The 21,892-nt window shown below is 69.6% G+C and carries 21 protein-coding genes and 1 pseudogene; 6 read left to right on the forward strand and 16 right to left on the reverse strand.

Annotated features, from left to right (window positions below; genetic code table 11):
• Positions 1-219: 219 nt before the first annotated feature.
• On the reverse strand, positions 220-855 hold the full coding sequence (locus LCY71_RS09145; RefSeq protein WP_225332850.1) for an IS6 family transposase: 636 nt from the start codon (positions 853-855) through the stop codon (positions 220-222).
• Positions 856-998: 143 nt separating this feature from the next.
• Between LCY71_RS09145 and LCY71_RS09150 the strand changes: the two genes are divergently transcribed.
• Together LCY71_RS09150 and LCY71_RS09155 are read left to right on the forward strand one after the other, a co-directional pair.
• On the forward strand, positions 999-1,706 hold the full coding sequence (locus LCY71_RS09150; RefSeq protein WP_225332851.1) for a DUF5828 family protein: 708 nt from the start codon (positions 999-1,001) through the stop codon (positions 1,704-1,706).
• Positions 1,707-1,962: 256 nt separating this feature from the next.
• A complete protein-coding gene (locus LCY71_RS09155; protein WP_225332852.1) occupies positions 1,963-2,751 on the forward strand; it encodes a hypothetical protein in 789 nt (262 codons plus the stop codon).
• A gap of 220 nt (positions 2,752-2,971) precedes the next feature.
• Here the strand turns inward: LCY71_RS09155 and LCY71_RS09160 are convergent, their stop codons facing one another.
• Complete coding sequence (locus tag LCY71_RS09160) at positions 2,972-3,430, reverse strand: ferritin-like domain-containing protein (RefSeq protein ID WP_225332853.1); 459 nt, start codon at positions 3,428-3,430, stop codon at positions 2,972-2,974.
• A 185-nt stretch (positions 3,431-3,615) separates the two neighbouring features.
• On the opposite strand from LCY71_RS09160, the gene LCY71_RS09165 reads away from it, so the two are divergent.
• Positions 3,616-4,815, forward strand: coding sequence for an inorganic phosphate transporter (locus LCY71_RS09165; protein ID WP_225332854.1), 1,200 nt, complete (start codon positions 3,616-3,618; stop codon positions 4,813-4,815).
• Here the strand turns inward: LCY71_RS09165 and LCY71_RS09170 are convergent.
• Both LCY71_RS09170 and LCY71_RS09175 read right to left on the reverse strand, forming a co-directional pair.
• Positions 4,812-5,507, reverse strand: coding sequence for a type 1 glutamine amidotransferase domain-containing protein (locus LCY71_RS09170; protein ID WP_225332855.1), 696 nt, complete (start codon positions 5,505-5,507; stop codon positions 4,812-4,814). The genes LCY71_RS09165 and LCY71_RS09170 overlap by 4 nt on opposite strands.
• A gap of 95 nt (positions 5,508-5,602) precedes the next feature.
• Positions 5,603-5,812, reverse strand: coding sequence for a DUF8007 family protein (locus LCY71_RS09175; RefSeq protein ID WP_225332856.1), 210 nt, complete (start codon positions 5,810-5,812; stop codon positions 5,603-5,605).
• A 205-nt stretch (positions 5,813-6,017) separates the two neighbouring features.
• Here LCY71_RS09175 and LCY71_RS09180 point away from each other — a divergent pair, with 205 nt between their 5' ends.
• Complete coding sequence (locus LCY71_RS09180; protein WP_225332857.1) at positions 6,018-6,683, forward strand: DUF8052 family protein; 666 nt, start codon at positions 6,018-6,020, stop codon at positions 6,681-6,683.
• Positions 6,684-6,737: 54 nt separating this feature from the next.
• Here LCY71_RS09180 and LCY71_RS09185 read toward each other — a convergent pair whose 3' ends face one another.
• The 3 genes and pseudogenes from LCY71_RS09185 to LCY71_RS09190 form a co-directional block, all read right to left on the reverse strand.
• Positions 6,738-8,534 (reverse strand): carbon starvation CstA family protein, encoded by a 1,797-nt coding sequence (locus LCY71_RS09185; protein ID WP_373325164.1) that lies wholly within the window; start codon positions 8,532-8,534, stop codon positions 6,738-6,740.
• Positions 8,535-8,540: 6 nt separating this feature from the next.
• Positions 8,541-9,089: pseudogene (locus LCY71_RS21685) on the reverse strand (ArsA family ATPase); the annotation flags it as partial.
• Positions 9,089-9,385, reverse strand: coding sequence for a DUF7990 family protein (locus LCY71_RS09190; protein WP_225332859.1), 297 nt, complete (start codon positions 9,383-9,385; stop codon positions 9,089-9,091). The gene LCY71_RS09190 and the pseudogene LCY71_RS21685, both read right to left, overlap by 1 nt.
• A gap of 179 nt (positions 9,386-9,564) precedes the next feature.
• Here LCY71_RS09190 and LCY71_RS09195 point away from each other — a divergent pair, with 179 nt between their 5' ends.
• Positions 9,565-10,896 (forward strand): CobW family GTP-binding protein, encoded by a 1,332-nt coding sequence (locus LCY71_RS09195; protein WP_225332860.1) that lies wholly within the window; start codon positions 9,565-9,567, stop codon positions 10,894-10,896.
• On the opposite strand, the gene LCY71_RS09200 is transcribed toward LCY71_RS09195, so the two are convergent.
• The 9 genes from LCY71_RS09200 to LCY71_RS09240 form a co-directional block, all read right to left on the reverse strand.
• The gene (locus tag LCY71_RS09200) at positions 10,893-11,099 is read right to left on the reverse strand and encodes a hypothetical protein (protein WP_225332861.1); all 207 of its coding nucleotides are present in this window, start codon (positions 11,097-11,099) and stop codon (positions 10,893-10,895) included. The two genes, LCY71_RS09195 and LCY71_RS09200, sit on opposite strands and share 4 nt — an antisense overlap.
• An 81-nt stretch (positions 11,100-11,180) precedes the next feature.
• The gene (locus LCY71_RS09205; RefSeq protein ID WP_225332862.1) at positions 11,181-11,588 is read right to left on the reverse strand and encodes an SRPBCC family protein; all 408 of its coding nucleotides are present in this window, start codon (positions 11,586-11,588) and stop codon (positions 11,181-11,183) included.
• Between the two features lie 113 nt (positions 11,589-11,701).
• Positions 11,702-12,094: an Hsp20/alpha crystallin family protein gene (locus LCY71_RS09210; RefSeq protein WP_225332863.1), complete on the reverse strand. Its 393-nt coding sequence runs from the start codon at positions 12,092-12,094 to the stop codon at positions 11,702-11,704.
• Positions 12,095-12,182: 88 nt separating this feature from the next.
• The gene (pheA, locus tag LCY71_RS09215; RefSeq protein WP_225332864.1) at positions 12,183-12,995 is read right to left on the reverse strand and encodes a prephenate dehydratase; all 813 of its coding nucleotides are present in this window, start codon (positions 12,993-12,995) and stop codon (positions 12,183-12,185) included.
• A 64-nt stretch (positions 12,996-13,059) separates the two neighbouring features.
• A complete protein-coding gene (locus LCY71_RS09220) occupies positions 13,060-13,701 on the reverse strand; it encodes a hypothetical protein (protein WP_225332865.1) in 642 nt (213 codons plus the stop codon).
• Between the two features lie 229 nt (positions 13,702-13,930).
• Complete coding sequence (gene lpdA, locus LCY71_RS09225) at positions 13,931-15,343, reverse strand: dihydrolipoyl dehydrogenase (RefSeq protein WP_225332866.1); 1,413 nt, start codon at positions 15,341-15,343, stop codon at positions 13,931-13,933.
• A gap of 47 nt (positions 15,344-15,390) precedes the next feature.
• Positions 15,391-16,875, reverse strand: coding sequence for a dihydrolipoamide acetyltransferase family protein (locus LCY71_RS09230; protein WP_225332867.1), 1,485 nt, complete (start codon positions 16,873-16,875; stop codon positions 15,391-15,393).
• Between the two features lie 153 nt (positions 16,876-17,028).
• Entirely contained in the window at positions 17,029-17,952 is a 924-nt protein-coding gene (lipA, locus tag LCY71_RS09235) for a lipoyl synthase (RefSeq protein ID WP_225332868.1), read from the reverse strand.
• An 82-nt stretch (positions 17,953-18,034) separates the two neighbouring features.
• Positions 18,035-19,105 (reverse strand): trypsin-like peptidase domain-containing protein, encoded by a 1,071-nt coding sequence (locus tag LCY71_RS09240; RefSeq protein ID WP_225332869.1) that lies wholly within the window; start codon positions 19,103-19,105, stop codon positions 18,035-18,037.
• A gap of 313 nt (positions 19,106-19,418) precedes the next feature.
• Between LCY71_RS09240 and LCY71_RS09245 the strand changes: the two genes are divergently transcribed.
• Positions 19,419-21,800, forward strand: a complete 2,382-nt coding sequence (locus tag LCY71_RS09245; RefSeq protein WP_225332870.1) for a DEAD/DEAH box helicase — start codon at positions 19,419-19,421, stop codon at positions 21,798-21,800.
• Positions 21,801-21,892: the final 92 nt, after the last annotated feature.

Raw genomic sequence — 21,892 nt, forward strand, 5'->3', positions numbered from 1 at the left:
AAAAGTAAGAGCCGACAAACGGACGTTTGGATCACGTTACGGCCGTTTTTCGCGGAGGAGAGTCCGGTCGACTGGTTGGTTTGTACCGGACAGCGGGGTGAATACCCGATCCACCGTGGCCGAGGACGGTCTCCAGCGCTTGTCTGCGAGTCACGCCGTCGACACGGGACGCCTGCCATCGTGAGAGCGGGAGTCCCCGCGCCACCGCCTGGGTCGTGTTTAGTTAGAAGCATTGTGCCAGCGAGCGAAACTCTGGAGCCAGTTTTCGGCTGTTTCTGGTTCGACGTGGCTGAAGCAATTCGAGAACGACGAGGTTCGGCGCTTGAGTTCTCGAAAAATCCGTTCGATAGTATTCCGATTTCCGTGGCGAGATATCTGAAATCGGAGGCCTGCTCGTTGCAATGCGGTTTGGAGGTGTTGGGCACCATCAACGAGAAATTCGGCTGTTTCGATGTCGTGTTTCTGCTGGAGTTCGCGGAGAAATATTTCGGTGAGAGCGGTGGTCGTCGTCGAAAAAAGCCGGATGTGCAGCAGCTCGTTTCTAGCAGGATCACCGGCGGCGTACAGCCAGAATTGCTGATCGTTGATCCGAATCACGGTTTCGTCGATCGCGATCTGATTCGGCGATTTCCCTGGTTCTGGCTGTAAATCGGCTTTCTGCACCCAATCGTGGATCGCTTTCCGCGACCGATCGACACCCAGGTCCTCGAGCAAATCGACGGTATTCGACAGCGATAGCCCCGCAACGTGCGATCGAATACCCAGCATCATCGCCGGCTCGGGTGTCCGCTCGCGCTCCACAAAACCCAAATCTATCCAGTCGCTACTGCCGTTGAGGCGGGCGATTTCTGCCATGAACCAGCAAGAAATTCTCCCGCCTCACTTTTCACGCTTAACTAAACACGACCACCGCCTGCGGGGTAACATTCAAACCGGTCGATGCCGTACCGGGTGCCAGTGACTGGACACCGCCCGGGGACCGACTACTCAGTTCTACCATGGACGACATAGAGGAGAGCGTCTCGGGTTTCAAGCGCCGCGGCGGCTGGGTCGACGTCGTTGAGCACGGCGAGCGCATCGTGCAGGCACTGAAAGACATCGCCGACGAGGGCATCGAGGGCGTCGACGCGGAGGCGCTGGACGGCTTCGACGAGTGGCGGCCCAAGAGCCACGAGCGCCTCGACGAGGACGTCAACGAGAAGACCGCCGAGCAGGCCAGCGTCGACGAGGGGAAGGGCGAGCAGGCCGGCAAGGACCCCGACGACGACCTCAAGACCGCCGGCGAGAAGCTGGCCGACTCCTACGAGCGCCTCGATGAACCCGACGAGGCCGTCGAGTCCTGGGGTGAGAGCCTCGACTACGTCGCTCGCGCGGCTGACTCGGCCGGCCGGAAGGCGCTGCGCGCCGTCGAGGACACCGTCTACCGGAACGTGATGACCCGCATCGCGCCCTACTACTTCGACAACGACCTCATCAGCGCCAACCTCCAGCGCGTCCAGAGCGACGACCGTCCCGAGTACGTCTTCGAGGTCAACGTCAACGACGACGACCTCAAAGAGCGCGTCTCTAACAGACTGGCCGACTACGAGCAGTCCGTCGAGCGCTGGCACGTCAACACCGAGAAGGCCACCGAGGCCGCCGAAGCCGCCGAGGGCATCGACGTCGTGGAAGAGAGCGAGGAGGAGACAGATGCGAAAACGAACTAAGGCGGGTTTCATCCGGCCGGCGTCGGTTTCGCATCTGCAGGACGCTGAGACGAACTAAGGCGGGTTTCGTCCCGGCGGTATCGGTTCTACGTCAGCGAGACAGCAGGACGAACTGAGGCCGATTCTGTCGAGGAGCGGCGTGTCGGCCCGAAACAAAGAACGCAGAGAGGTCTTTTCAGGCCGAACCCCTACGGCGACCGTCCTGCTACTGGCGACGCTGTAGCTCCCGTTCCGCCGGGTTCGATGCGGTATTCTGGTGACCGCTCTGCTGGTGTTGACTCTGCTGGGGGTGTTGACCGGTCTGATGATGCTGGCCTGTCTGGTGGTGCTGGCCCTGCTGCTGGTGGTGTTGGTTCTGGTCGCCGCCCATTCCGGGCACGGCGTCCTGCACGCGGTCGGTGATGCTTCCCCGGTCACCCTGCTGGCCGCGCTGGCTCTGATGGCCACCGTGCTGGTGCTGCTGGGTGTGCTGACCGGTCTGATGATGTTGACCCTGCTGGTGGCGCTGGCCGGTCTGCTGCTGGTGGTGCTGACCAGTCTGCTGCTGGTGGCCCTGCTGGCGCTGGTTCTGGTCGTCACCCAGTCCGGGTATCGCACCCTGAACCTGATCAGTGACGTTCTGCTGGCTGGTCTGGTGGTGTCGACCCTGCTGGTGCTGACCAGTCTGGTGGTGTTGACCGGTCTGATGGCGTTGACTCTGCTGCTGGTGCTGACCTGTCAGGTGGTGCTGGTTGGACTGGCGGTTCTGCTGATGGCGATGGCCCTGCTGGTGATGCTGACCTGTCTGGTGGTGCTGGCCCTGCTGGTGATGATGGCTCTGCTGACCCGTCTGCTGGTGCTGGTTCTGGTCGCTTCCCAGTCCGGGAACGGCGTCCTCCACGCGCTCGGTGAGTTTCCCCTGATACTGCTGTCGATGCTGGTCCTGGCCGCGCTGGTGGTGCTGTCCCTGCCGACCGTGCTGGCCACGCTGCCACTGGTCGTCGTGCTGGGTCTGGCGGTTCTGGTGTTCGGTGCGTCGCTCTCGGCGGTGCTGGTTGCGTCGTGACATGATAAGTGAGCGCTGTCGCCCGTCGGTTGATCGCTCCGGGCGGGTACGGAGCCCGTCTTGTCAATTGGATTGTGCGTGGAAAGCCAGGCCCCCTGCAGCTGACGGCTACTTAAATCGGGTCGCCGTGTGCTGGACTGTGGTCCGACGGTGGTTCCCGGCGGGCCTGTCGGCCGACGCTCCGACGGAGTGCCCCGCAACCGGAGGCGGGTCGGCGGCGCTACTCGTTGACGGGGTACTCCTTCTGGAAGCCGCGGAACTCGGTACGGTGTGCCTCCTCGTCGGCGAGGATGGTGACGGCGAGGTCCTCCGTGACGGGGTCGTTGGACTCCTGGGCGGCCTCGACCAGCGAGCGGTAGGTCTCGATGGCGTCCTCCTCGGCGTCGAGCACGCCCTCGATGACCGAGAGCACGTCCGTGGAGTCCTCGGGCGGCTGGAGGGAGTCCTGGCTGGCGGAGAACTCCGCGGAGCCGGGGATGGTGGCATCTAGCTGCTTGAGGCGCTGGCCGATCTGCTCGGCGTGGCCGAGTTCCTCCTGGACGTCCGCCTGGAGGCTCTCCTTGATCTCCTCGGCGTGGACGCCGTCGAGCGTGATAGCGTTTGACTGGTAGTTCATCACCGTCTCCAGTTCGTCGAAGTAGGCCTTGTGGAGGAGTTCGACGACGCGGTCTGAGGACATAGCGTACAACTGTTGGAATCCCAACTGGTTATACGTGTTGCTGGCTGGTCCGCGTCGGCGTGGCGGACAGTGCGCGGACGGGCGCGGTGACCGCTATCCCCCCCCGTTTCGAGTGGAGACGGCGACGGACTGCCGCGTCCGCCGACCGGCACGCTAAAGCGGGGGCCCGGACAACCGGGGTGCAGATGGTCGGTGCGAGCACGCTCGCGACGCTTGCCGTCGCGTCGCTGGCCAGCCTGTTCATGGCATGGGCTATCGGCGCGGGGTCGTCTGGGTCGACGCCGTTCGCGCCGGCGGTCGGAGCGAACGCTATCTCCGTGATGCGAGCGGGCTTCTTCGTCGGCATCCTCGGGCTGCTCGGGGCCGTCCTCCAGGGGGCCAACGTCACCGAGGCGGTGGGGGAGGGCCTCGTCCTGTTCCCGGAGGGCGGCGGGCTCTCGGCGGCGGCCGCCATCGTCGCCCTCGTGACCGCGGCGCTGCTGGTCGCCGTGGGCATCTTCACGGGCTATCCCATCGCGACGGCCTTCACCGTCACCGGCGCCGTGGTCGGCGTCGGCCTGGCGATCGGCGGCCGGCCCGCGATCGGGAAGTACGTCGAGATCACGGCGCTGTGGGTCGCCACGCCGTTCGTGGGCGGCGGCACCGCCTACGCGACGGCGAAGCTCCTGCGCCGCGAGGACGTCCCCGAGCGACTGCTCGTACCGGTGCTGGCGGGGCTGGTGGCGGCCATCCTCGCCAACGTCGAGTTCGTCCTGCTGGCCCCGGGCACGGAGCAGGCGTCGATCGCCGTGGCGGTCGCGCGGTGGCTGGAGCTGTCCGGCCTCGCCGCGGTCGCCGCCGTGACTCTCGTCGGTGCCGTCGCCGCGGGGGCGCTGCTCTCCCACGACATCCGGAACGACCCCGAGGCCGGCCAGCGTCACTTCCTGCTCGTGCTGGGCGGCCTCGTCGCCTTCTCCGCCGGCGGGAGCCAGGTCGGGCTGGCGATCGGTCCCCTCCTGCCGGTGCTCGGTCAGGGGCCCGCCGCGGCCGTTCCGATCGCCGGCGTGTTGCTGTTCGGCGGGATCGGGCTGCTGGCCGGGTCGTGGACCGGCGCGCCGCGGATGATCAAGGCGCTCTCACAGGACTACTCCTCGCTGGGACCGCGCCGCTCCATCGCCGCGCTGATCCCCTCGTTCGTCATCGCCCAGACGGCCGTCTTCTTCGGCATCCCCATCTCGTTCAACGAGATCATCGTCTCCGGCATCGTCGGCAGCGGCGCGGCCGCTGGCGGAAGCGCGGTCAGCGGCGAAAAGATCGGCAAGACGGTGCTGGCCTGGATCGGCTCGCTCGTGCTGGCCTTCGCGATCAGCTACGGCGTGATCCTCGCCGTCGAGGCGCTTCTCTAGGCGCTCTTCGGGTGGTCAATTCCGAGTTCCTCCAGCAGTGTCCGCGCCGCGGCGGCAGAGGACTCGGGCCCGCGGCCGGTGATGAGGCTGCCGTCGACCGTGACGGAGGTGTCCTGGTCGAGCTCGGCGTCCCAGTCGCCGCCGGCAGCGACGACCTCGTCCTCGACCCAGTAGGGGAGCTTCCGGCCGTCGGGCATCAGGTCGCGCTCGTCGACGATGCCCTCCTCCCACTCGTTGGGGAAGCCGGTCACCTCGCGGCCCTCGGCCAGCAGGTCTCCCTCGGAGTCGCGGGTAAAGGCGAGGATGCCGACGGCGTGGCAGACGACGAGTGCGAGGGCGTCGCCCTCGACCGCGTCCCGGAGCAGGCGCCGGGCGTGGCGGTCCTGGTTGACGTCCCATTCGGTGCCGTGGCCGCCGGGGAACACGACGGCGTCGTGGCCCTCGACGGACACGTCGGCGATCGGTTCGGGGTCGTTGAGCCGCTCGTCGCTCTCGTGGACCTCGCGGACGCGCTCGGCCGTCTCCTCGCCGACGGTGTCGGGGGCGACCGAGCGCTCGTCGATCACCGGTGGGCTGCCCGTCGGCGTAGCCACCGTGACGTCGACGCCGGCGTCGGTCAGCGTCGTGAGCGGCTCGACACATTCCTCTCCCCAGTACCCTTCTTCGCTGACGACGAATAGTGCGGACGCCATACAGCAGTGGGTCGGGGATCCAGCCTAATATACTGCGGGCTACGGGAAAGCGATGGCGGCACCCAGTTGACTGGAACTGCCGGCGCGGACTGACTTCACCGACCCCAGGCGAGGCGCGTGACCGCGTCGTCGATCCGCGAGGAGACGCGGGAAATCCAGGCGTCCGGCGAGGCGCATTGCATCTCGCGCTCGTCGACCTCGATCCGGTCGCCCTCGAAGGGGTCGTGGCCGCTCTCCTTCTCCTCGACCGCGTCGACGACGACGGTCATGGAACAGCGGCCGCAGGCCTCCGTGTCTTTCGCCATTATTAGTGACGTAATCGCTCGCGACACTAAAAACCATCTGCACGTCGTGAACGGACAGACCGGCCCCGATAGCCGCCGGACCGACCGCGATGGATGGCCGCGGCGGGACCGGAACCACCGACGGGCTTATTTCGTCCCCGCAGTTTCTCACTGACATGCGAGGACGGGGCACACGAGCGGCGAACGGCGGTGATCGACGGCATCCATGAGCGAGAGCGACGAGCCGGCGACCGACTACGGCGCGGACGACTGGGAGGACCCGGCCGACGCCGCGGTACCGAAGTCGGAACTGCCCGACGAGATCGTCGAGAACGTGCCCGACTGGGAGGACCCCTACCTCGACCGGGTGAGCGACCGGTTGATGTACAACTACGACCTGAAGCGAGGCCACGTCCTCCAGGGCGAGACGTGGGACCTCCACGGCGAGATGCGGGTGCTGAACCAGAAGCAGTTCTTCCACCCGGCGCTGTCCTACGGGGACCACGAGTCCGAGGAGTACCTCTACGCCCGCCGGGTCGGCCGGCCGACGGTCGGGGAGCTGGAGCGACTGGTCGAGCTGGGCCACGACCTGGCCGACGAGCGCGTCGACGGCAACGAGGAGCACTTCCGGACGGACTTCACGTTCGTCCTCGTCGCCGACGAACTCCCCGACGACGTCCGCGAGTACGTGGCCGGCCAGCGAGAGCGGACGCTCCTGAAGTTCGGCTACTACGGCCACTACGAGGTGAACCTCGGCGTCGTCGTGCCCGACCGCCGGGCGGTCGCCGCCGGCGAGGCCGCCGACGTCGTCGAGGCCTTCCGGCTCTGGGAGGACGTCTCGAAGCCGGACGAAGGATTCCTCTCGAGGTTCGCGAAGCGGTTCTGGAAGTGACTGGCAGCGGCTGCGCGCGATGCGTTCCGGGCGAAAAACGGGGTGCGGATCGCGTCAGTCGTCGCTCGGTTCGACCGCAGCGCCGCCGAACCGCTCGCGGACCCGCGAGACGTTGTCGTAGCCCTTCTTGACCAGCGCCAGTGCCAGGCTGATCAACACGAGCGCGAGTATCATCTGGACGGCGGCCGACACGAGACCGAGCCCGCTGGCGCCGCCCTGGATGATGTTCTGGTAGAGGTTCTCGTAGAACGCCAGCCAGGCCAGGCCGAGCACGGTGATGGTCACCATGACGGCCATCGGCACGCCAGTGGAGTACAGCTGCTTGTTGTCGTCCCAGTTGGCGAGCCAGACGGTGCCGGTCAGCAGCGCGAGCGCGGCCAGCAGCTGGTTTGCGCCGCCGAACAGGGCCCACAGCATGGCCCACTGGCCGGAGACGATCATGAGGTAGGCCGCGACGATCTGGATCAGCGGGTTGGTGTAGCGCCCGCGGCCGATCTCGCCAAGCGTCGAGCGGAGGCCGCCGCCGACATCGAGACCGGTGCTGGTCTCGCCGGCCGGGAGGCCGACGATCTCCTCCATCATGTACCGCCCGAGGCGGGCGGCCGTGTCAGTCGACGTGAGCAGGAAGCTCACGAGCACCAGTGCCATGAACGGCGCCCCGTAGGCGGCCGGGAGCCCGAGGCTGGTGAGGATGATGCCGCCACCGGTCGCGAAGTTCGGCAGCGCGGCGCCGATGCCACCGGCCGGATCGGGGAACCCGGCCACGGCGAGCGTCGACAGCGCGACGGCCGCCAGCAGGCCCTCGCCGAGCATGCCGCCGTAGCCGATCAGGCGGGCGTCGGACTCCTTGTTGAGCTGCTTGGCGGTCGTTCCGGAGGACACCAGCGAGTGGAAGCCGCTGATGGTCCCGCAGGCGATGGTGATGAACAGCAGGGGGAACAACGGGTACAATCCCGCGGCCTCGACGCCCCAGAACCCGTCGAAGGCGCTGATCGACGGGTCGATGGTCAGCGGCTCCGCGGACGTGCTGAGCAGCGTGCCGACGACGATCGCCAGCAGCGAACCGCCGACCCCGGCGTACAGCAGGAACGACGACAGGTAGTCGCGCGGCTGGAGGAGCACCCAGACCGGCAAGGCGCTCGCGACGGCGGCGTAGATCAGCACGACGGGAACCCAGGCTGCGACGTTGCCGCCGCCCAGCGCCTGGGCCCCGGGGAGCCACGAGCCGTCGCCGCCGAACAGGACGATGACGGCCATGTCCGCGGTCCGCTCGGCGGTCGGCTCGAACAGCGCGAGGGGGTACTGGATCCCGATCCAGACCCCGGCGAACACGCCGGCGACGAACAGCACCGTACCGGGGATGAACGGACCGTTCAGCTGGTAGAGGTACACCCCGAACGCGAGCGCCAGTGCGATGTAGACGAACGACGCCGTCACGGCCTCGGGGTAGGCGTTGAAGACGATCCCCACCACGAGCGCGAACACGGCGACGACGAGGATGATCGTCAGGAACGCGAACCACAGCAGCATGTTCTTGCCGCTCTCGCCGACGTACTCGCCGATGATGTACCCGATCGACTTCCCCTCGTGCCGGAGCGACCCCGACAGCGAGACGAAGTCGTGGACGGCGCCCATCAGCGGGTTCCCGATGGCGACCCACAGGAGGGCGGGCAGCCAGCCCCAGATGGCACCCGCCGTGATCGGACCGACGATCGGCGCGCCCCCGGCGATGCTGGAGAAGTGGTGTCCCAGCAGCACCGGTTTCTTCGCCGGTACGTACTCCTGCCCGTCCTCGTACTTGTGCGCCGGCGTCTCGTTCGCGTCGTCGAGCTCGAGGAACTCGCCGTCCATCACGCGCCGGGGCTCGTTGTTGCCGATGGCGGCCTTCTCGAAGAGGTCGATGCTCTTCTCGCGCTTGTGCATCAGCCGCTCGATCCACCCCTCCAGGAACTCCGGCAGGCCCAGCAGGCGGAGCGTGCTGCCGGTCGGCGAGGTGTCGAACACGACCCGGTCGTAGGGATCGGCGTTTCGCATCACGTCGACGAAGCGGTCGAACAGCGCCGACTCGTAGGCGCCGGGCGTCCGGTGGGCCATCTCCAGCTGCTGGTTGATCTCGTTGACCATCGCCGCCGACACCTGCTCGGAGAGGTCCGACCGGATGCCGTCCAGGTGGCGCTGGACCTCCTCGTCGGGGTCGATCTCCATCGCGTAGAGGCCGTCGATCCCCTCGACTGGCGCCGGGTCGTCGCTGAACTGCTGGTCGAACACGTCTGAGACGGAGTGGGCCGGGTCCGTGGAGACGACCAGCGTCTCCCGGCCCGCCCGGGCGCACTTCAGGCCGTAGGCGCAGGAGACGGTCGTCTTGCCGACCCCGCCCTTGCCGCCGAAGAAGACGAACGGCTCCATCAGAAGTGGTACTGCTGGCCCTTGCGCTCGATGAGCGTCTCCCGGTCCCACAGCCGGCGCTCCCAGGCTTCGAACTCGTCCTCGATGTACGGGAGCAGCTCCGCCGTGTAGTAGGACACCGGCGACGGGATGCCGAAGGCGTCGGGGAAACAGGCCAGCATGAACGCGTCCTCGAGGTCCTCGGCCTCGTTCTCGATCTTCTCGTAGGCGGGGTGGCTGATCATCCCGTGGTACAGCCCGCGGGCCCACTCGCGCAGCGCGCGCTTCGCCCGTTCAATGCGGTCGGCCAGCTCCATCGTGGTACCGCTACACGGTGCCCGCTTGTAAAGTCTCTCACGATTGTCCGTCGACGACACACGGGCGGATCGGCCCCGTCGCCGTCACGTTCGACGCCCGCGAGCGCGTTCCCGTCGGCCGTGCCCGCCGGTCGCACGCGGGGCACGGTTTCAAGTCCGCCGCCGCGAAAGGGCGGTCCATGAGCGAGTCGATTCCGGTCACGCTCCTCTCGGGGAGCCTCGGTGCCGGGAAGACGACCCTGTTGAACCACCTGCTCGCGAACGCCGGCGAGCGGGACCTCGCCGTCCTCGTCAACGACGTGGGCGAGGTCAACGTCGACGCCGAACTCGTCGCGGAGGGCTCGGACCTCGACGTCGGCGGCGGCGTCACGGAGCTCTCGAACGGCTGCATCTGCTGTGAGCTACAGGACGACCTGGAGGCGGCGGTGATCAGGCTGGCACGGAACCGGGAGTTCGACCACCTCGTCGTCGAGGCGTCGGGCATCTCCGAGCCCGGCCCGGTCGCGCGGCTGTTCACGACGGAGTCGCGCGTGGCCGCGCTGTACCGCGTCGACGCGCTGGTCACGGTCCTCGACACGCCGCAGTTCCTCGACGCCTTCGCCGGCGTCCTGGCGAGCGAAGCGAGCCAGGGCTCGGGAGACGAGCGAAGCGAGTCTGCCGGCGTTCCGACGAGTACCGCGAGTCGGGGCTCGACAGGCGAACGGAGTGAGTCTGTCGACGGCGAGCCCGAGCGCCGCGGCGAGGAGGGCGACCGGCCGCTGTCGGACCTGCTCGTCGAGCAGGTGGAACTTGCCAACGTCGTCCTGCTGAACAAGGCCGACGTCTGTAGCGAGGCGGAACTCGACGAGGCCGAGGAGCTGGTCGGCGCGCTCCGGCCGGACGCCGAGACGATCCGGACGGAGTTCTCGCGGGTCGACCCGGACCGGCTGTTCGACCGCGACCTGTTCGACGTCGAGCGCATGAGCGACCTGTCGGGGTGGAAGCGGGCGCTCGACGCCGCGGAGGACGAAGCAGACGACCACGCGGGCCGCGAGGACGACGACGACCACGCGGGCCACAGCCACCCGGACGAGGTGTACGGCGTCACATCCTTCGTCTACCGTCGGCGCCGTCCCTTCCATCCGGAGCGGTTCGCCGAGGCCCTCCGGGAACTCCCCGCGGGCGTCGTCCGATCGAAGGGGACCGCCTGGGTCGCCGGCAACGACTCGCGCGTCGTGATCGGTCACGCCGGGCCGTCGATCCGGGCCGAGAGCCGGGGGCCCTGGATCACGGGCCTGCCCGAGGTCGAGCGGGACCTCTACCGGTCGAACCGACCGGACCTGGAGTGGCACGAGGAGCACGGTGACCGGCAGACGGAACTGGTGTTCATCGGCACCGACTACGACGAAGGGGCGATCCGGAAACGGCTGGACGACGCGCTGGTCACCGACGAGGAGTGGGACGGGACCGACGCGCTGTCGGACCCGTTCCCTGGCGAACAGGACGACCCGACGGTCGTCCGGGAACCCTAACAGGCGCACGACCGCCCGGACGCGCGCTCGAAGCGCATCTCCTCGCCGCAGTCCGGACAGGTCGGTTCGCCCGCCAGGTCGACGTCGCGAATCCGCACGTCGCAGTCGTCGCACCAGTAGGCGCCCTCCGACCCGTCGTCGGGGCGCGGTCTCGCCGCCGAGTCCGAGGCGAGGGCCTCCTTGACCGTGTCGATGAGTCCCATAGTATCGGATAGTTCTGGACAACCGATACTAACGCTGCGGCGGTCGTGCGTGCGGTTCGCACACACCCCGCGACGCCGTCCTCAGAACGCCTCGTCGGCCAGCGTCTCGACGGCGCGTTGGAGTTCGCCGCGGCGCTTCCAGGCGGCGATCCGGTCGGCGAACGGCAGCGGCGCGTTCAGCGAGACGGCCGAGCGCGCGGTGACCTCCGATCCCTCGTTCTTCGGGACCACCGTCACGACGGTCTCGAGGTGGTCGAACGGGCCGACGTCGCCCTCGGCCGTGTACGCCAGCCCGTCTTCCCGCGACTCGAACCGGAGCGGCACGGCCATCCACGGCCCCGTGGCCGTGACGACGGTGCCCTCGTCGGTCTCCTCGACGGCCGAGACGGAGAACGTGCCCTCGGCCTCGACGAGCGCCGCTGGCGAGAGCGCGCGCCTGACCTCGTCGGGCCGGGCCGACACGAACCTCGTCACCTCCACCTCGCGCATACCCGGAGAGTGGCGGCCGCTCACAAAAAAGCTCCCGCGCGAGCGGGGGACGGCCGCGCGAACGCCGGTCGGAAGCGCTGCGAGTACCGGCCGGAACCGACGCCCCGTCGCGGTCAGTTCACGGGGATGTCGGTCCCGTCGGCGTCGGCCTGCTTCTCGAGCCGGACGGACAGCACGCCCCGGTCGTAGTTGGCGGTGGCGTCCGGCTCGACGGGGTCGGGTAGCTGGACGGTCCGGCTGGTGCTCTGGCGGCGTCGCTCGCGCGTGACGAACGTCTCGTCGCCGGCCTCGGCCTCCGTCTCGCGCTCCGCCTGGATGGTCAGTCGCCGGTTCTGGAGGGTGACGTCAATGTCGTCGCTGTCGTAGCCCGGCAGGTCGGCGCGGACGACGAACTCGTCGCCCTCGTCGACGACGTCGACCGCGATGCCGGTCAGGTCCGTTCCGAGGCCGCCACCGAGCGTGTCGAACGCGCGCTCTATCTCCTCGAAGGGGTTCGGTGTCGTCATGTCACTTACAGCTACGCACCGGTCCGCCTTATATTGTCTGCCCGGCGAGGACAGAATCGGCTACCGAGGCCGGAAGCGGACGGCACCGCTACTCGAGGACGGTCTCGGAGTCGTAGGAACCGAGTCGGCGGACCCAGCCCTGCTCGGCGATCTCCTCGATGTCGGCCAGCGCCGACTGGGTGCGCTCCTCGTAGAGACCTGCGGCGACGTCGATGTGGAAGACGTAGTCTCCGAGGCGCTCCCCGCTGGGGCGGGACTCGACGCGGGTGAGGTTGATGTCCCGGTCGGCGAACGGTTCGAGCATCTCCAGCAGGAGGCCGGGGTAGTCGACGTCGGGGTAGACGATGAACGAGGACTTCGACCCCGCCTCCGAGCGCTCCTCGGCGGGCGCGACGACGACGAAGCGGGTCGCGTTCGAGGACTGGTCCTGGATGTCCTCGGCGAGCACCCGCAGGCCCTCGCCCGCGTTGCCGGGGTGGCCGATGCCGGCGAATCTGGGGTCCTCGCGGGCCCGCTCGACGCCGCGCGCCGTCGAGGCCACGGCCTCCAGGTCCGCCTCGGGGTAGTGCTCCTCGAGGTACGACCGGCACTGCGCGAGCGCCTGGGCGTGGCTGGCGACGACCTCGAACGACTCCTCCTGGGCCAGCAGCGCGTGACGGATCGGCGTGATGATCTCCCGGACGACCGCGACCTCGTGGTTCGCGAAGGCGTCCAGGCTCTCAGTCACCGAGCCCTCGATGCTGTTCTCGACGGCCACGACGCCGCGGTCGTACTCGCCGTCGGCGACGGCCTCGACGATGGCCGTGACCGACTCCCGGAACTCGATGTCCTCGTCGTCGGCCACCGCCCGGGCGGCCCGGTGGGAGTAGGTCCCCTCAGGTCCAAGCGTGAGCGTCGTCATACCTGCCGGTACTCCAGTCGCAATGAAAAGCGACCCGGTCGCCGACTATCCGGCCGCGGATCGATCACCGCCGGCGCCGCGGCGTCCGCTGTCGCCGCCGGACGTGCCAGCTGGCGGCGAAGGCGACGACCGCGCCCCAGAAGCCGAGCGCGGCCGCGTGCAGCACGGTCACGTCGTACGCGGACCGCGCGAACGGGTCGTGACCGCCGGTCACCGCCGCGTAGGTCTCGAGGACGCCGGCACCGCCCAGGCCGAGGGCGAACAGCGCGACCGCGACGGCCGTCGCGATGCCGCCGGTGACGAACCCGAGGTAGGTGGCCGCGTCCTCGGCGACGTGGACGCCCAGGGTCTCACGCTGCGTCAGCGGTCCCCGCTCCAGTCGGTACAGCGCCGCGCCCGCGACGACCGTCACGGCCAGGAAGACGAGCCCCCCGCCCAGCGCGCCGAGCGTCGCAACTGTCGGCGTCGCCGCCGCCGGGTCCGTTCCCGGCAGCGCGCTCGCCGTCGACGCGGGATAGAGCCAGTACATCGGGAGCGTCGCCGCGAGCAGGAACAGGATACCGCCGAGTAACGCCAGCTTTCTGGTCGCCGGCCAGTCGAAGTGCGTGTCCCGCTCCCGCCGTCGTTCGTCCGCCGCCGCTCGCTTCCCCACAGCCGTCGCATCGTCCGGATGGTCGGTCGCCATGTCGCGTTCTGTCACCGGCATCGCCGAACTCGGGACATAAGCTTTGCCTATGAACGGCAGTTAGAGCCGTTCTGTCTGTCAAAATGGGATCTTTCCGGGAAGCAGCTGACGGCCACGCTGGGGGCAGCGCCCGAGCTGGTCGTAACTATCCGGGAAAGCGTCGGCGGTCGAATCGGGCCGCTGCGCCGCGGGGCGCGCTCGCGCGCGGCCCCAAGAGAATGTACCCGTTACCGCGCGTGACCGGCCCCAGTCACTGCGTGTGGACGGCGTCGCCGGTCGCGTCGAGGACGGCCTCGCGGACGGCCTCGGAGAGGGTCGGGTGGGTATGGATCGTCCCGGCGACGTCTTCGAGGGTCGCGCCCATCTCGACGGCCAGGGCCAGTTCGGCGATCAGTTCAGAGGCCTCGGGCGCGACGACCTGCGCGCCCAGCAGGAACTCCGTCTCGGCGTCGGCGACGACGCGGACGAACCCGTCGCGCTCGTCGAGCGTCATCGCCCGGCCGCTGGCTCGCATCGGCATCTCGCCGACGATCGGATCGAAACCCGCCTCCTCGGCCTCGGCCTCGGTCATGCCGACGGTACCGACCTCGGGGTCGGTGAACACCGCGGCGGGGATCGCCTGGTGGTCGAGCGCCGCGGGCTCGCCGGCGACGACCTCGGCGGCCACTTCGCCTTCGACCATCGCCGTGTGCGCGAGCATCGGCTCGCCGGCCACGTCGCCGACGGCGAAGACGTGCTCCAGGTCGGTGCGGCCCCGGTCGTCCGTCTCGAGGAACCCGTTCTCGTCGGGCTCCAGGCCCAGCGCGTCCAGCCCCAGTCCGTCGGTGACGGCCTGTCGGCCGACGGCGACCAGCGTCCGGTCGGCCTCGAAGGCCGTCCGCCCGCCGTCCTCGTCCTCCGTGTAGACGACCGCGCCCTCGTCGGCCGCCTCCCACTCCTGGGCGGCCTCGCCGAAGTGGAAGTCCACGCCGAGGTCCTCGGCCCGTTCGCGGACGAGCTTCGCCACGTCGTCCTCGTAGGTCGGCAGCGCCTCGTCCAGCATCTCGACGACGGTCACGTCGGCCCCGAGCTTGGCGTAGACGGTCGACAGCTCCATCCCGATGTAGCCCGCGCCGACGACCAGCAGGCGGTCCGGCACCGACTCCAGGGAGAGCGCGTCCTTCGAGGAGAGGATTCGCTCGCCGTCGAACTCGAAGCCCGGCACCGTGATCGGTCGGCTCCCGGTCGCGACGACGGCGTGCTCGAACTCGATCTCGGCCGGGTCGCCCTCGTCCCGGTCGACCCGGGCCGCGTGCTCGCCGGTGAACGTCGCCGTCCCCTCGATCAGGTCGACGCCCTCGCTCTCGCAGAGGGACTCGACGCCGCGGGTCAGCCGGGTCACGACGCCATCCTTCCACTCGACCATCCCGGTCAGGTCGACGGCGGGGTCGGCGTAGATGCCCATGTGCTCGGCGTCGCCGGCCTCGTGGGCCACGTCGGCCCCGGAGATCAGCGCCTTCGAGGGGATGCAGCCGTAGTTGAGGCAGGTCCCGCCGAACGCGTCTTTCTCGACCAGCGTCGTGTCGACGCCCAGCTGGGCGGCGCGGATGGCGGCGACGTAGCCGCCCGGCCCGCCGCCAACGATCAGCAGTTCCGTTTCCGTCGGTCCGTCTCCGGCAGTCATATCCGGGGCGTCGGACGGCGGCGTGAAAAGTGGCTATGTCTCCGGAACTACTCCAGCAGCAGCCGCGTCGGATCTGCGAGGTAGCCGGTCAGCGCGTCGAGGAACCGGGCCGCCTCGGCGGCGTCGACGACGCGGCGGTCGACGGCCAGCGAGAGCGGGAGCGTCGGCGCGGCGACGACGCCGCTCTCCGGTTCGCCGTCGAGGTCGACGCCGTCGGGGAGGGCGCTGACCGCGACGGGCCGCTCCGTCAGTTCGCCGACGGCCAGGACGGCTGTCTGGGGCGGCCTGATCACCGGATCGGCGTGCTCGCCGCCGGCGTCGGTCACGGTGAACGTCGCCGTCTCGGTCTCCGCCGCGTCGAGGGTCCCTTCGTCGGCGCGCGCCGTCAGGTCCTCGAGTTCCGCGGCCAGCGCCAGCAGGCCCTTCCCGTCGACGTCCTCGACGACCGGGACGGTCCGGTCGGCGTCCGTCGCCGCGGCCACGCCGACGTTGCGGACGCCCTCGTAGACGATCTCCTCGCTCTCGGCGTCGAGCTTGGCGTTGAGAACGGGGTACTCCCGCAGCGCCGCGGCGACGGCCGTCAGCAGAAACGGCATGTCGTTCAGGGTCACGTCGCGCTCCTCGGCCAGCGGGCGCAGGCGCTCACGAGCCCGCACCAGCCCCGGCACGGCGGCGGTGTCGTGGTGGGTCGCGTGGGGGATCTCCCGCCGGGCGCGGGCCAGTCGTTCGCCGACGGCCCGGCGCGCGCCGTCGTAGGGCTCGCGGCGGTCCGGGGCGACGCCCTCGACGGTCCGTCCGGTGACGGTCTCGTCGGCCGTCGCGGCGTTCGGCTCCCCTGCTGCCTCCGCGGACTGCTCGCTCTCGGCGGCCGTTCCCTGCTCGTCGTCCTGGCGGGCCTGCCCCTCGCCGACGCGGCTGACGACCGACGTGGGTCCTGCCCCGCCGTCGTCCGTATCGACGCGGCTGACGACGGCGGTCGGTCCGCCCTCGTCGTCCCCTCCGTCGTCCGCACCGACGCGGCCGACGACGGACGTGGGGCCGTCGTCGGCGCTCCCGTCCCCGGTCGCATCGTCGTCCTCTTCGGCGGCCTCGCGGACGTCCGACTCGGTGATGCGCCCGCTCGGACCGGTCCCCTCGACGGCGGCGATCTCCACGTCCAGCTCCCGCGCCAGCCGGCGGACGTTCGGCGGGGCGAACACGCGCCTGCCCTTCGCGGAGACGGCTCTGGTGGACTCGTCGCCGGTCTCGCCGTCGCCGGCGCCGTCGTCGGACTCGGCCTCGTCGGCGGCCGCCTCGTCGGCGACCTCGATCGCCGCGACGACGTCGCCCTCGGCGACGACATCGCCGGCGTCGGCGCGCAGTTCCCGGACGGTCCCCGCGACGGGCGAGGGGACGTCGACGGCGGCCTTGTCGGTCTCCACCTCGGCGAGCACCTGATCCTCCTCGACGGCGTCGCCGGGGGCGACGCGCCACGCCAGTAGCTCGCCCTCGTCGACTCCCGTCCCCAGGTCGGGGAGCCTGAACTCGAACATGCCTCGCACTGCTACGCCCTCGGTCAAACCGTCTTTGATCGGCCGGCCGAAGAAATCTCTGTGCCGGTCAGTCGCCCGCCCGCGCCCGCTGGCGCGCCTCGGCGGGGTCCTCGCCGTCGAGGACGGCTGTTCGCGGCTCACCTCGTTCGCCGCTCACTGGCTCCGTGCTCGCTCCCTCGCCGCTTCCACGTCGTCGGTCGCGAGCACGCTCTCGACGAATAGCTCGCCCGCACGGTACGACGACCGGACCATCGGCCCGGACGCGCAGTAGAGGAAGCCCAGTTCCTCCTCCGCCACCCGCCGCCAGGTGTCGAAGGCGTCGGGGTGGACGTACTCGCTGACCTCCAGGTGCGAGCGGGAGGGCTGGAGGTACTGGCCCAGCGTCACCACGTCGACGCCGACCTGCCGGAGGTCCGAGAGGGCCTGGTACACCTCGTGGGCGTACTCGCCGACGCCGAGCATGAGGCTGGTCTTGACGTAGCAGTCCGACTCGCGGGCGGCCTGCCGCAGGACGGACAGCGACTGCTCGTAGCCGGCCCGGCGGTCCCGCACGGGCCACTGGAGGCGCTCGACCGTCTCGACGTTGTGGGCGAAGACGTCCGGTTCGGCGTCGAGGACTTTCTGCACCAGATCCTCCTCGCCCTGGAAGTCCGGGACCAGCGCCTCGACGAGGATGCCGGGGTGGCGCTCCTTGATCGCCTCGATGGTCCGGGCGAAGTGGCCCGCGCCCTGGTCGGGGAGGTCGTCGCGGTCGACGGAGGTCAGGACCACGTAGTCGAGGCCGATGTCGGCGACGGCGTCGGCCACCTGCTCGGGTTCGTCCTCGTCCAGCGGGTCCATCCCGCCGGTCTCGACGTCGCAGAAGTTACAGCCCCGCGAGCAGCGGTCGCCCATCAGCATGAAGGTGGCCGTGCCGGGCCCGTCCCGTCCGCTCCAGCACTCTCCCATGTTGGGGCAGTTGGCCTCCTCGCAGACGGTGTGGAGGTCCCGCTCCCGGAGGGACTGCTTGATCTCGGTGAAGCGCTCGCCCGACGGCGGCCGCATCTTCAGCCAGTCGGGCTTGCGAGCGCGACTCATTACCGGGTGGTTCGGACGGAGCGATGAAAAGCGTGCGGTCCCGCGACGGGACGGCGACGCTGAGAGAGCGCCGTCCGTGGCGTCACTCCACGAACTGGATCCCCAACTGCTCGCGCAGGTGGGCGGCGGCGGTCCCGCGGCCGCGGTCGGCCGCCAGCCGGTCGTCGCAGGCGGTGCCGACCTCCCGCAGCCACATCTGCTGGACGCTCACGAGGAAGGCCTCGCCCTCGTGCTCGTAGAACACCGGGCCGCCGGAGTCGCCGGGGACGTTGCGGTACTCGGCCTCGACGCCGTTCCCGCCGAAGTCGACGCACTGCTCCCACCCCTCCTCGACGGCCATCCCGGTCACGCGCCCGGTCGTGTTCCCGCTGGACGTGCCGATCTTCCGCACGGTGTGGTCGCCGGTGAGGAACAGCGCCAGTCCCCACTCGCTCACTCTGCCGCCGATGGGTCGCCGCTCCGAACCGATCAGCTTGATATCGCCGTCGAGTTCGAGTTCCTCCGGCGCGACCATGGCCACGTCGCGGTTCTGGTCGTACCGCACGACCGGACCCAGGTAGCGACCGTTCTGGGTGGTCCGGGAGCCGACGGCGTCCTCCCGATTGCAGGACTCCCAGAGGTGCGCGGCGGTCAGCAGGCGCGGCTCGCCGCCGTCGAAGACGCGACAGCACGCCGTGCCGAAGGCGCCGCCCTCCGCGGCCTCGACGATGACGCCGCCGGGCACCGGGTCGAAGTCGGCGTCGTTGTAGCAGGCGCTGAGACCGCGTTCCAGGGCCTCTTCGACCGACACCGGGATCCCCTCGACGTCCTTGGGGAGGTCGATCTCCGCCTCCGGGCTCGCGAGTTCGACCCCGAGACGGAGGCCCGGACGACCGCCGTACTCGACGTCGCTGCGGACCACCTTCAGCCCGACGACGTCCTCGAGTCCGGACAGCTGTTCGCCGAGCCGCTCGCGGGCTATCCAGACCGTCTCGACATGGGCTTTCCAGGTATCGGGGACCCGGTCTCTGCGCACCGCCTCGTCGCCGGCGAGCAGCGTCGGCACTTGCGCCCCGTTCGAGGACCCGCTCCGGACGGAACAGCCGGCCGTCGAGAGGGTCGCAGCAGATCCGATCGTCGTCAGGAAGGTCCGTCTTCCGAACCGGTCGGCCATCGTCTCAGGGCATACGAGTGTCAGCGACGGACTACTTTCGGTAGTGGTGTCCACTCGCACCCACCCGGCAAGTATCGGCAGGTGACGTCGGCTATCGGCGGCGTCGCCGTCGGAACGGGGTGCTCACGCGGTCCGCACGGCGGGGCGTCGCCGGGGGTCGGTCGGGGCGGCGCGCCGGATGTCAGGTCGAGCGTATAGCGGAGATCGAACGCACTGCCACGCCCGAACGGCATCCGGGGTGCCCTTCGACGTGCGAATAGTTTCAACCTCTACTATAGAAACGCCTATATCGACGCGGTGCCGGGTTCCCGACGTGTCACGCCCCGCCGACAGCGAGCCCTCGGTCGCGGTCGCGGACGTCCTGCCGGAGTTCTCGGACGCCTTCCCCTTCGAGCGGTTCAACGCGATGCAGTCCGAGACGCTGCCGGCGCTGCTGGAGACCGACGAGAACGTCGTCGTCAGCGCGCCCACCGCCAGCGGCAAGACCGCACTGGCCGAGATCGCCATCTGCAAGACGCTGCGCGCCGGCGGCACCGCACTGTTCCTCGCGCCCCTGCGCGCGCTCACCAACGAGAAGGAGAGCGAGTGGGAGCGATTCGAGGACATGGGCTACTCCGTCTACGTCGTCACGGGCGAGCGGGACCTGAACCCGCGCCGCGCCGAGCGGGCCGACGTGCTGGTGATGACCCCGGAGAAGGCCGACTCGGCCACGCGAAAGCACGACTCGCGCCGGTACGGCTTCATCGAGGACGTCGACTGCTGCGTCATCGACGAGGTCCACCTGCTGGACTCCGAGCGCCGCGGGTCCGTGCTCGAGGTCACCGTCTCGCGCCTGCGACGGCTCTGCGATCCACGCGTCGTCGCCCTCTCGGCGACGATGCCCAACGTCGAGGACGTGGCCGCGTGGCTCGACGCGCCGGAGGAGGCCACCTTCTCCTACGGGGAGCAGTACCGGCCCGTCCCGCTGAACGCCGACGTGAAGACCTACAGCCACGGCGAGAACGCCTTCGCCGACAAGTACCGCCGGCTCTACCGCGCGCTGGACCTGGCCGAGCCTCACATCCGCGACGAGGGTCAGGCCCTCGTCTTCGTCTCCTCGCGCCAGGACACCGTCCAGGCCGCGAAGAAGGCCCGCGACGAGATCGCCGAGCGGGACGTCCCGATCGGCGCCCGCGGCGAGTACGACTTCCACACCGACGCCGCCGATCTGGACAACGACACCCTCAGACAGTCCGTGCTGGACGGCGTCGGCTTCCACCACGCCGGCCTCTCGAAGGCCGACAAGGACCGCGTCGAGGACTGGTTCAAGGAGGGCAAGATCCAGCTCCTCTTTTCGACCTCGACGCTGGCCTGGGGGGTCAACCTCCCGGCCCGCTGCGTCGTCATCCGGGACACCAAGATCCACGACCCCCTGGAGGGCGAGGTGGACATGAGCCCGCTGGACGTCCTCCAGATGCTCGGGCGCGCCGGCCGGCCGGGCTACGACGACCAGGGCTACGCCTGGATCGTCTGCGACCGCTCGGACGCCGACAAGTACCGCCGACTGCTCCGGGACGGGACCGACATCGAGTCCCGCCTCGCGGAGGACTTAGACGCCCACCTCAACGCCGAGATCGCCCTCGGGACGCTCCGGGACGTCGAGGACGTGATGGACTGGCTGGAGACGACGTTTTACTACCAGCGCGCGCGTGCCGCCCCGGAGCAGTACGCCGACGAGGGCGACCTCCGGGATCGGGTCAGCGCCACGCTGAAGTCGCTCGTCGACAGCGGGTTCGTCGAGATGGCGGACCTCAGGCTGGAGGGGACGCCGCTGGGTCGGCTGGCATCCAAGTTCTACCTCCGCCTGGACACCGCCGAGCGGTTCAAGGACTGCGCCGACCGCGCCGACGAGGACCCCGAGGCGCTGGACGAGGACCGACTGCTGGCGGTCGTCGCCGGCGCGACGGAGTTCGACAGCGTCAGCGCGCGCTCCGACGAGGAGGACGCGGTGGCCGCCGTCCTCGGCTCCCGCGTCGACGACCTCTCGGCCGGCCAGCGGAAGGTGCTGGCCATCCTCCGCTCGTCGATGTCCGGCACCACGCCGACGGAACTGCAGAGCGACGCCTGGGTGATCAAGCAGAACGCGCTGCGCCTGCTGGCCGCGCTCCGGGCCTTCCTCGACCGCTTCGCCGGCCCGCGGGCGGCCAACCTCGCCCGCCGCGTCGAGGGGCGCGTCGAGAACGGCGTCAGCGCCGACGCAGTGGGACTCACTGCCGTCGACGGCATCGGTCCCGGACGGGCGAGCAACCTCGCAGCCGAGGGCCTGCGAACGCCGGCGGACGTGACCGACGCCGGCGTCTCCGGCCTCCAGTCGGCCGGCATCGGCGAGGGCGTCGCCGAGCGCGTCGTCGAGAACGCCCGCGACCTCCCCGACGTCGTCGTCGAGTGGGGCGACTTCCCCGACGCCATTCCGAGCGGCGAGCGCGAACTCCACGAGGTGACGGTCCGCTCGGTCGCCGGCGGCGCACGCGCGGGGATCAGGGTGACCGTCAACGGCCACGAGATGACGGCCAAGCCCGCCTATCTCGGCGAGGCGACGGTCCCCGCGGCCGCCTTCGGCGGCGACGCCGACGACCTGGAGTTCGCCGTCGAGGTGACGTTCCCGGAACTGCCGCTGCCGCCCGTCGTCGACACGCGGACCGTACGGGTCGAGTGAGTCCGGTCGCGGCCGGCTCCCGGTGCGCGCGGAGAGCGGCGGGAGCCGACCACGAGGGGGTTGGGTTCGGCTGTTTTCGACGTGAATCAATC

This window comes from Halomicrobium urmianum, assembly GCF_020217425.1.
GTDB classification, from domain to species: domain Archaea; phylum Halobacteriota; class Halobacteria; order Halobacteriales; family Haloarculaceae; genus Halomicrobium; species Halomicrobium urmianum.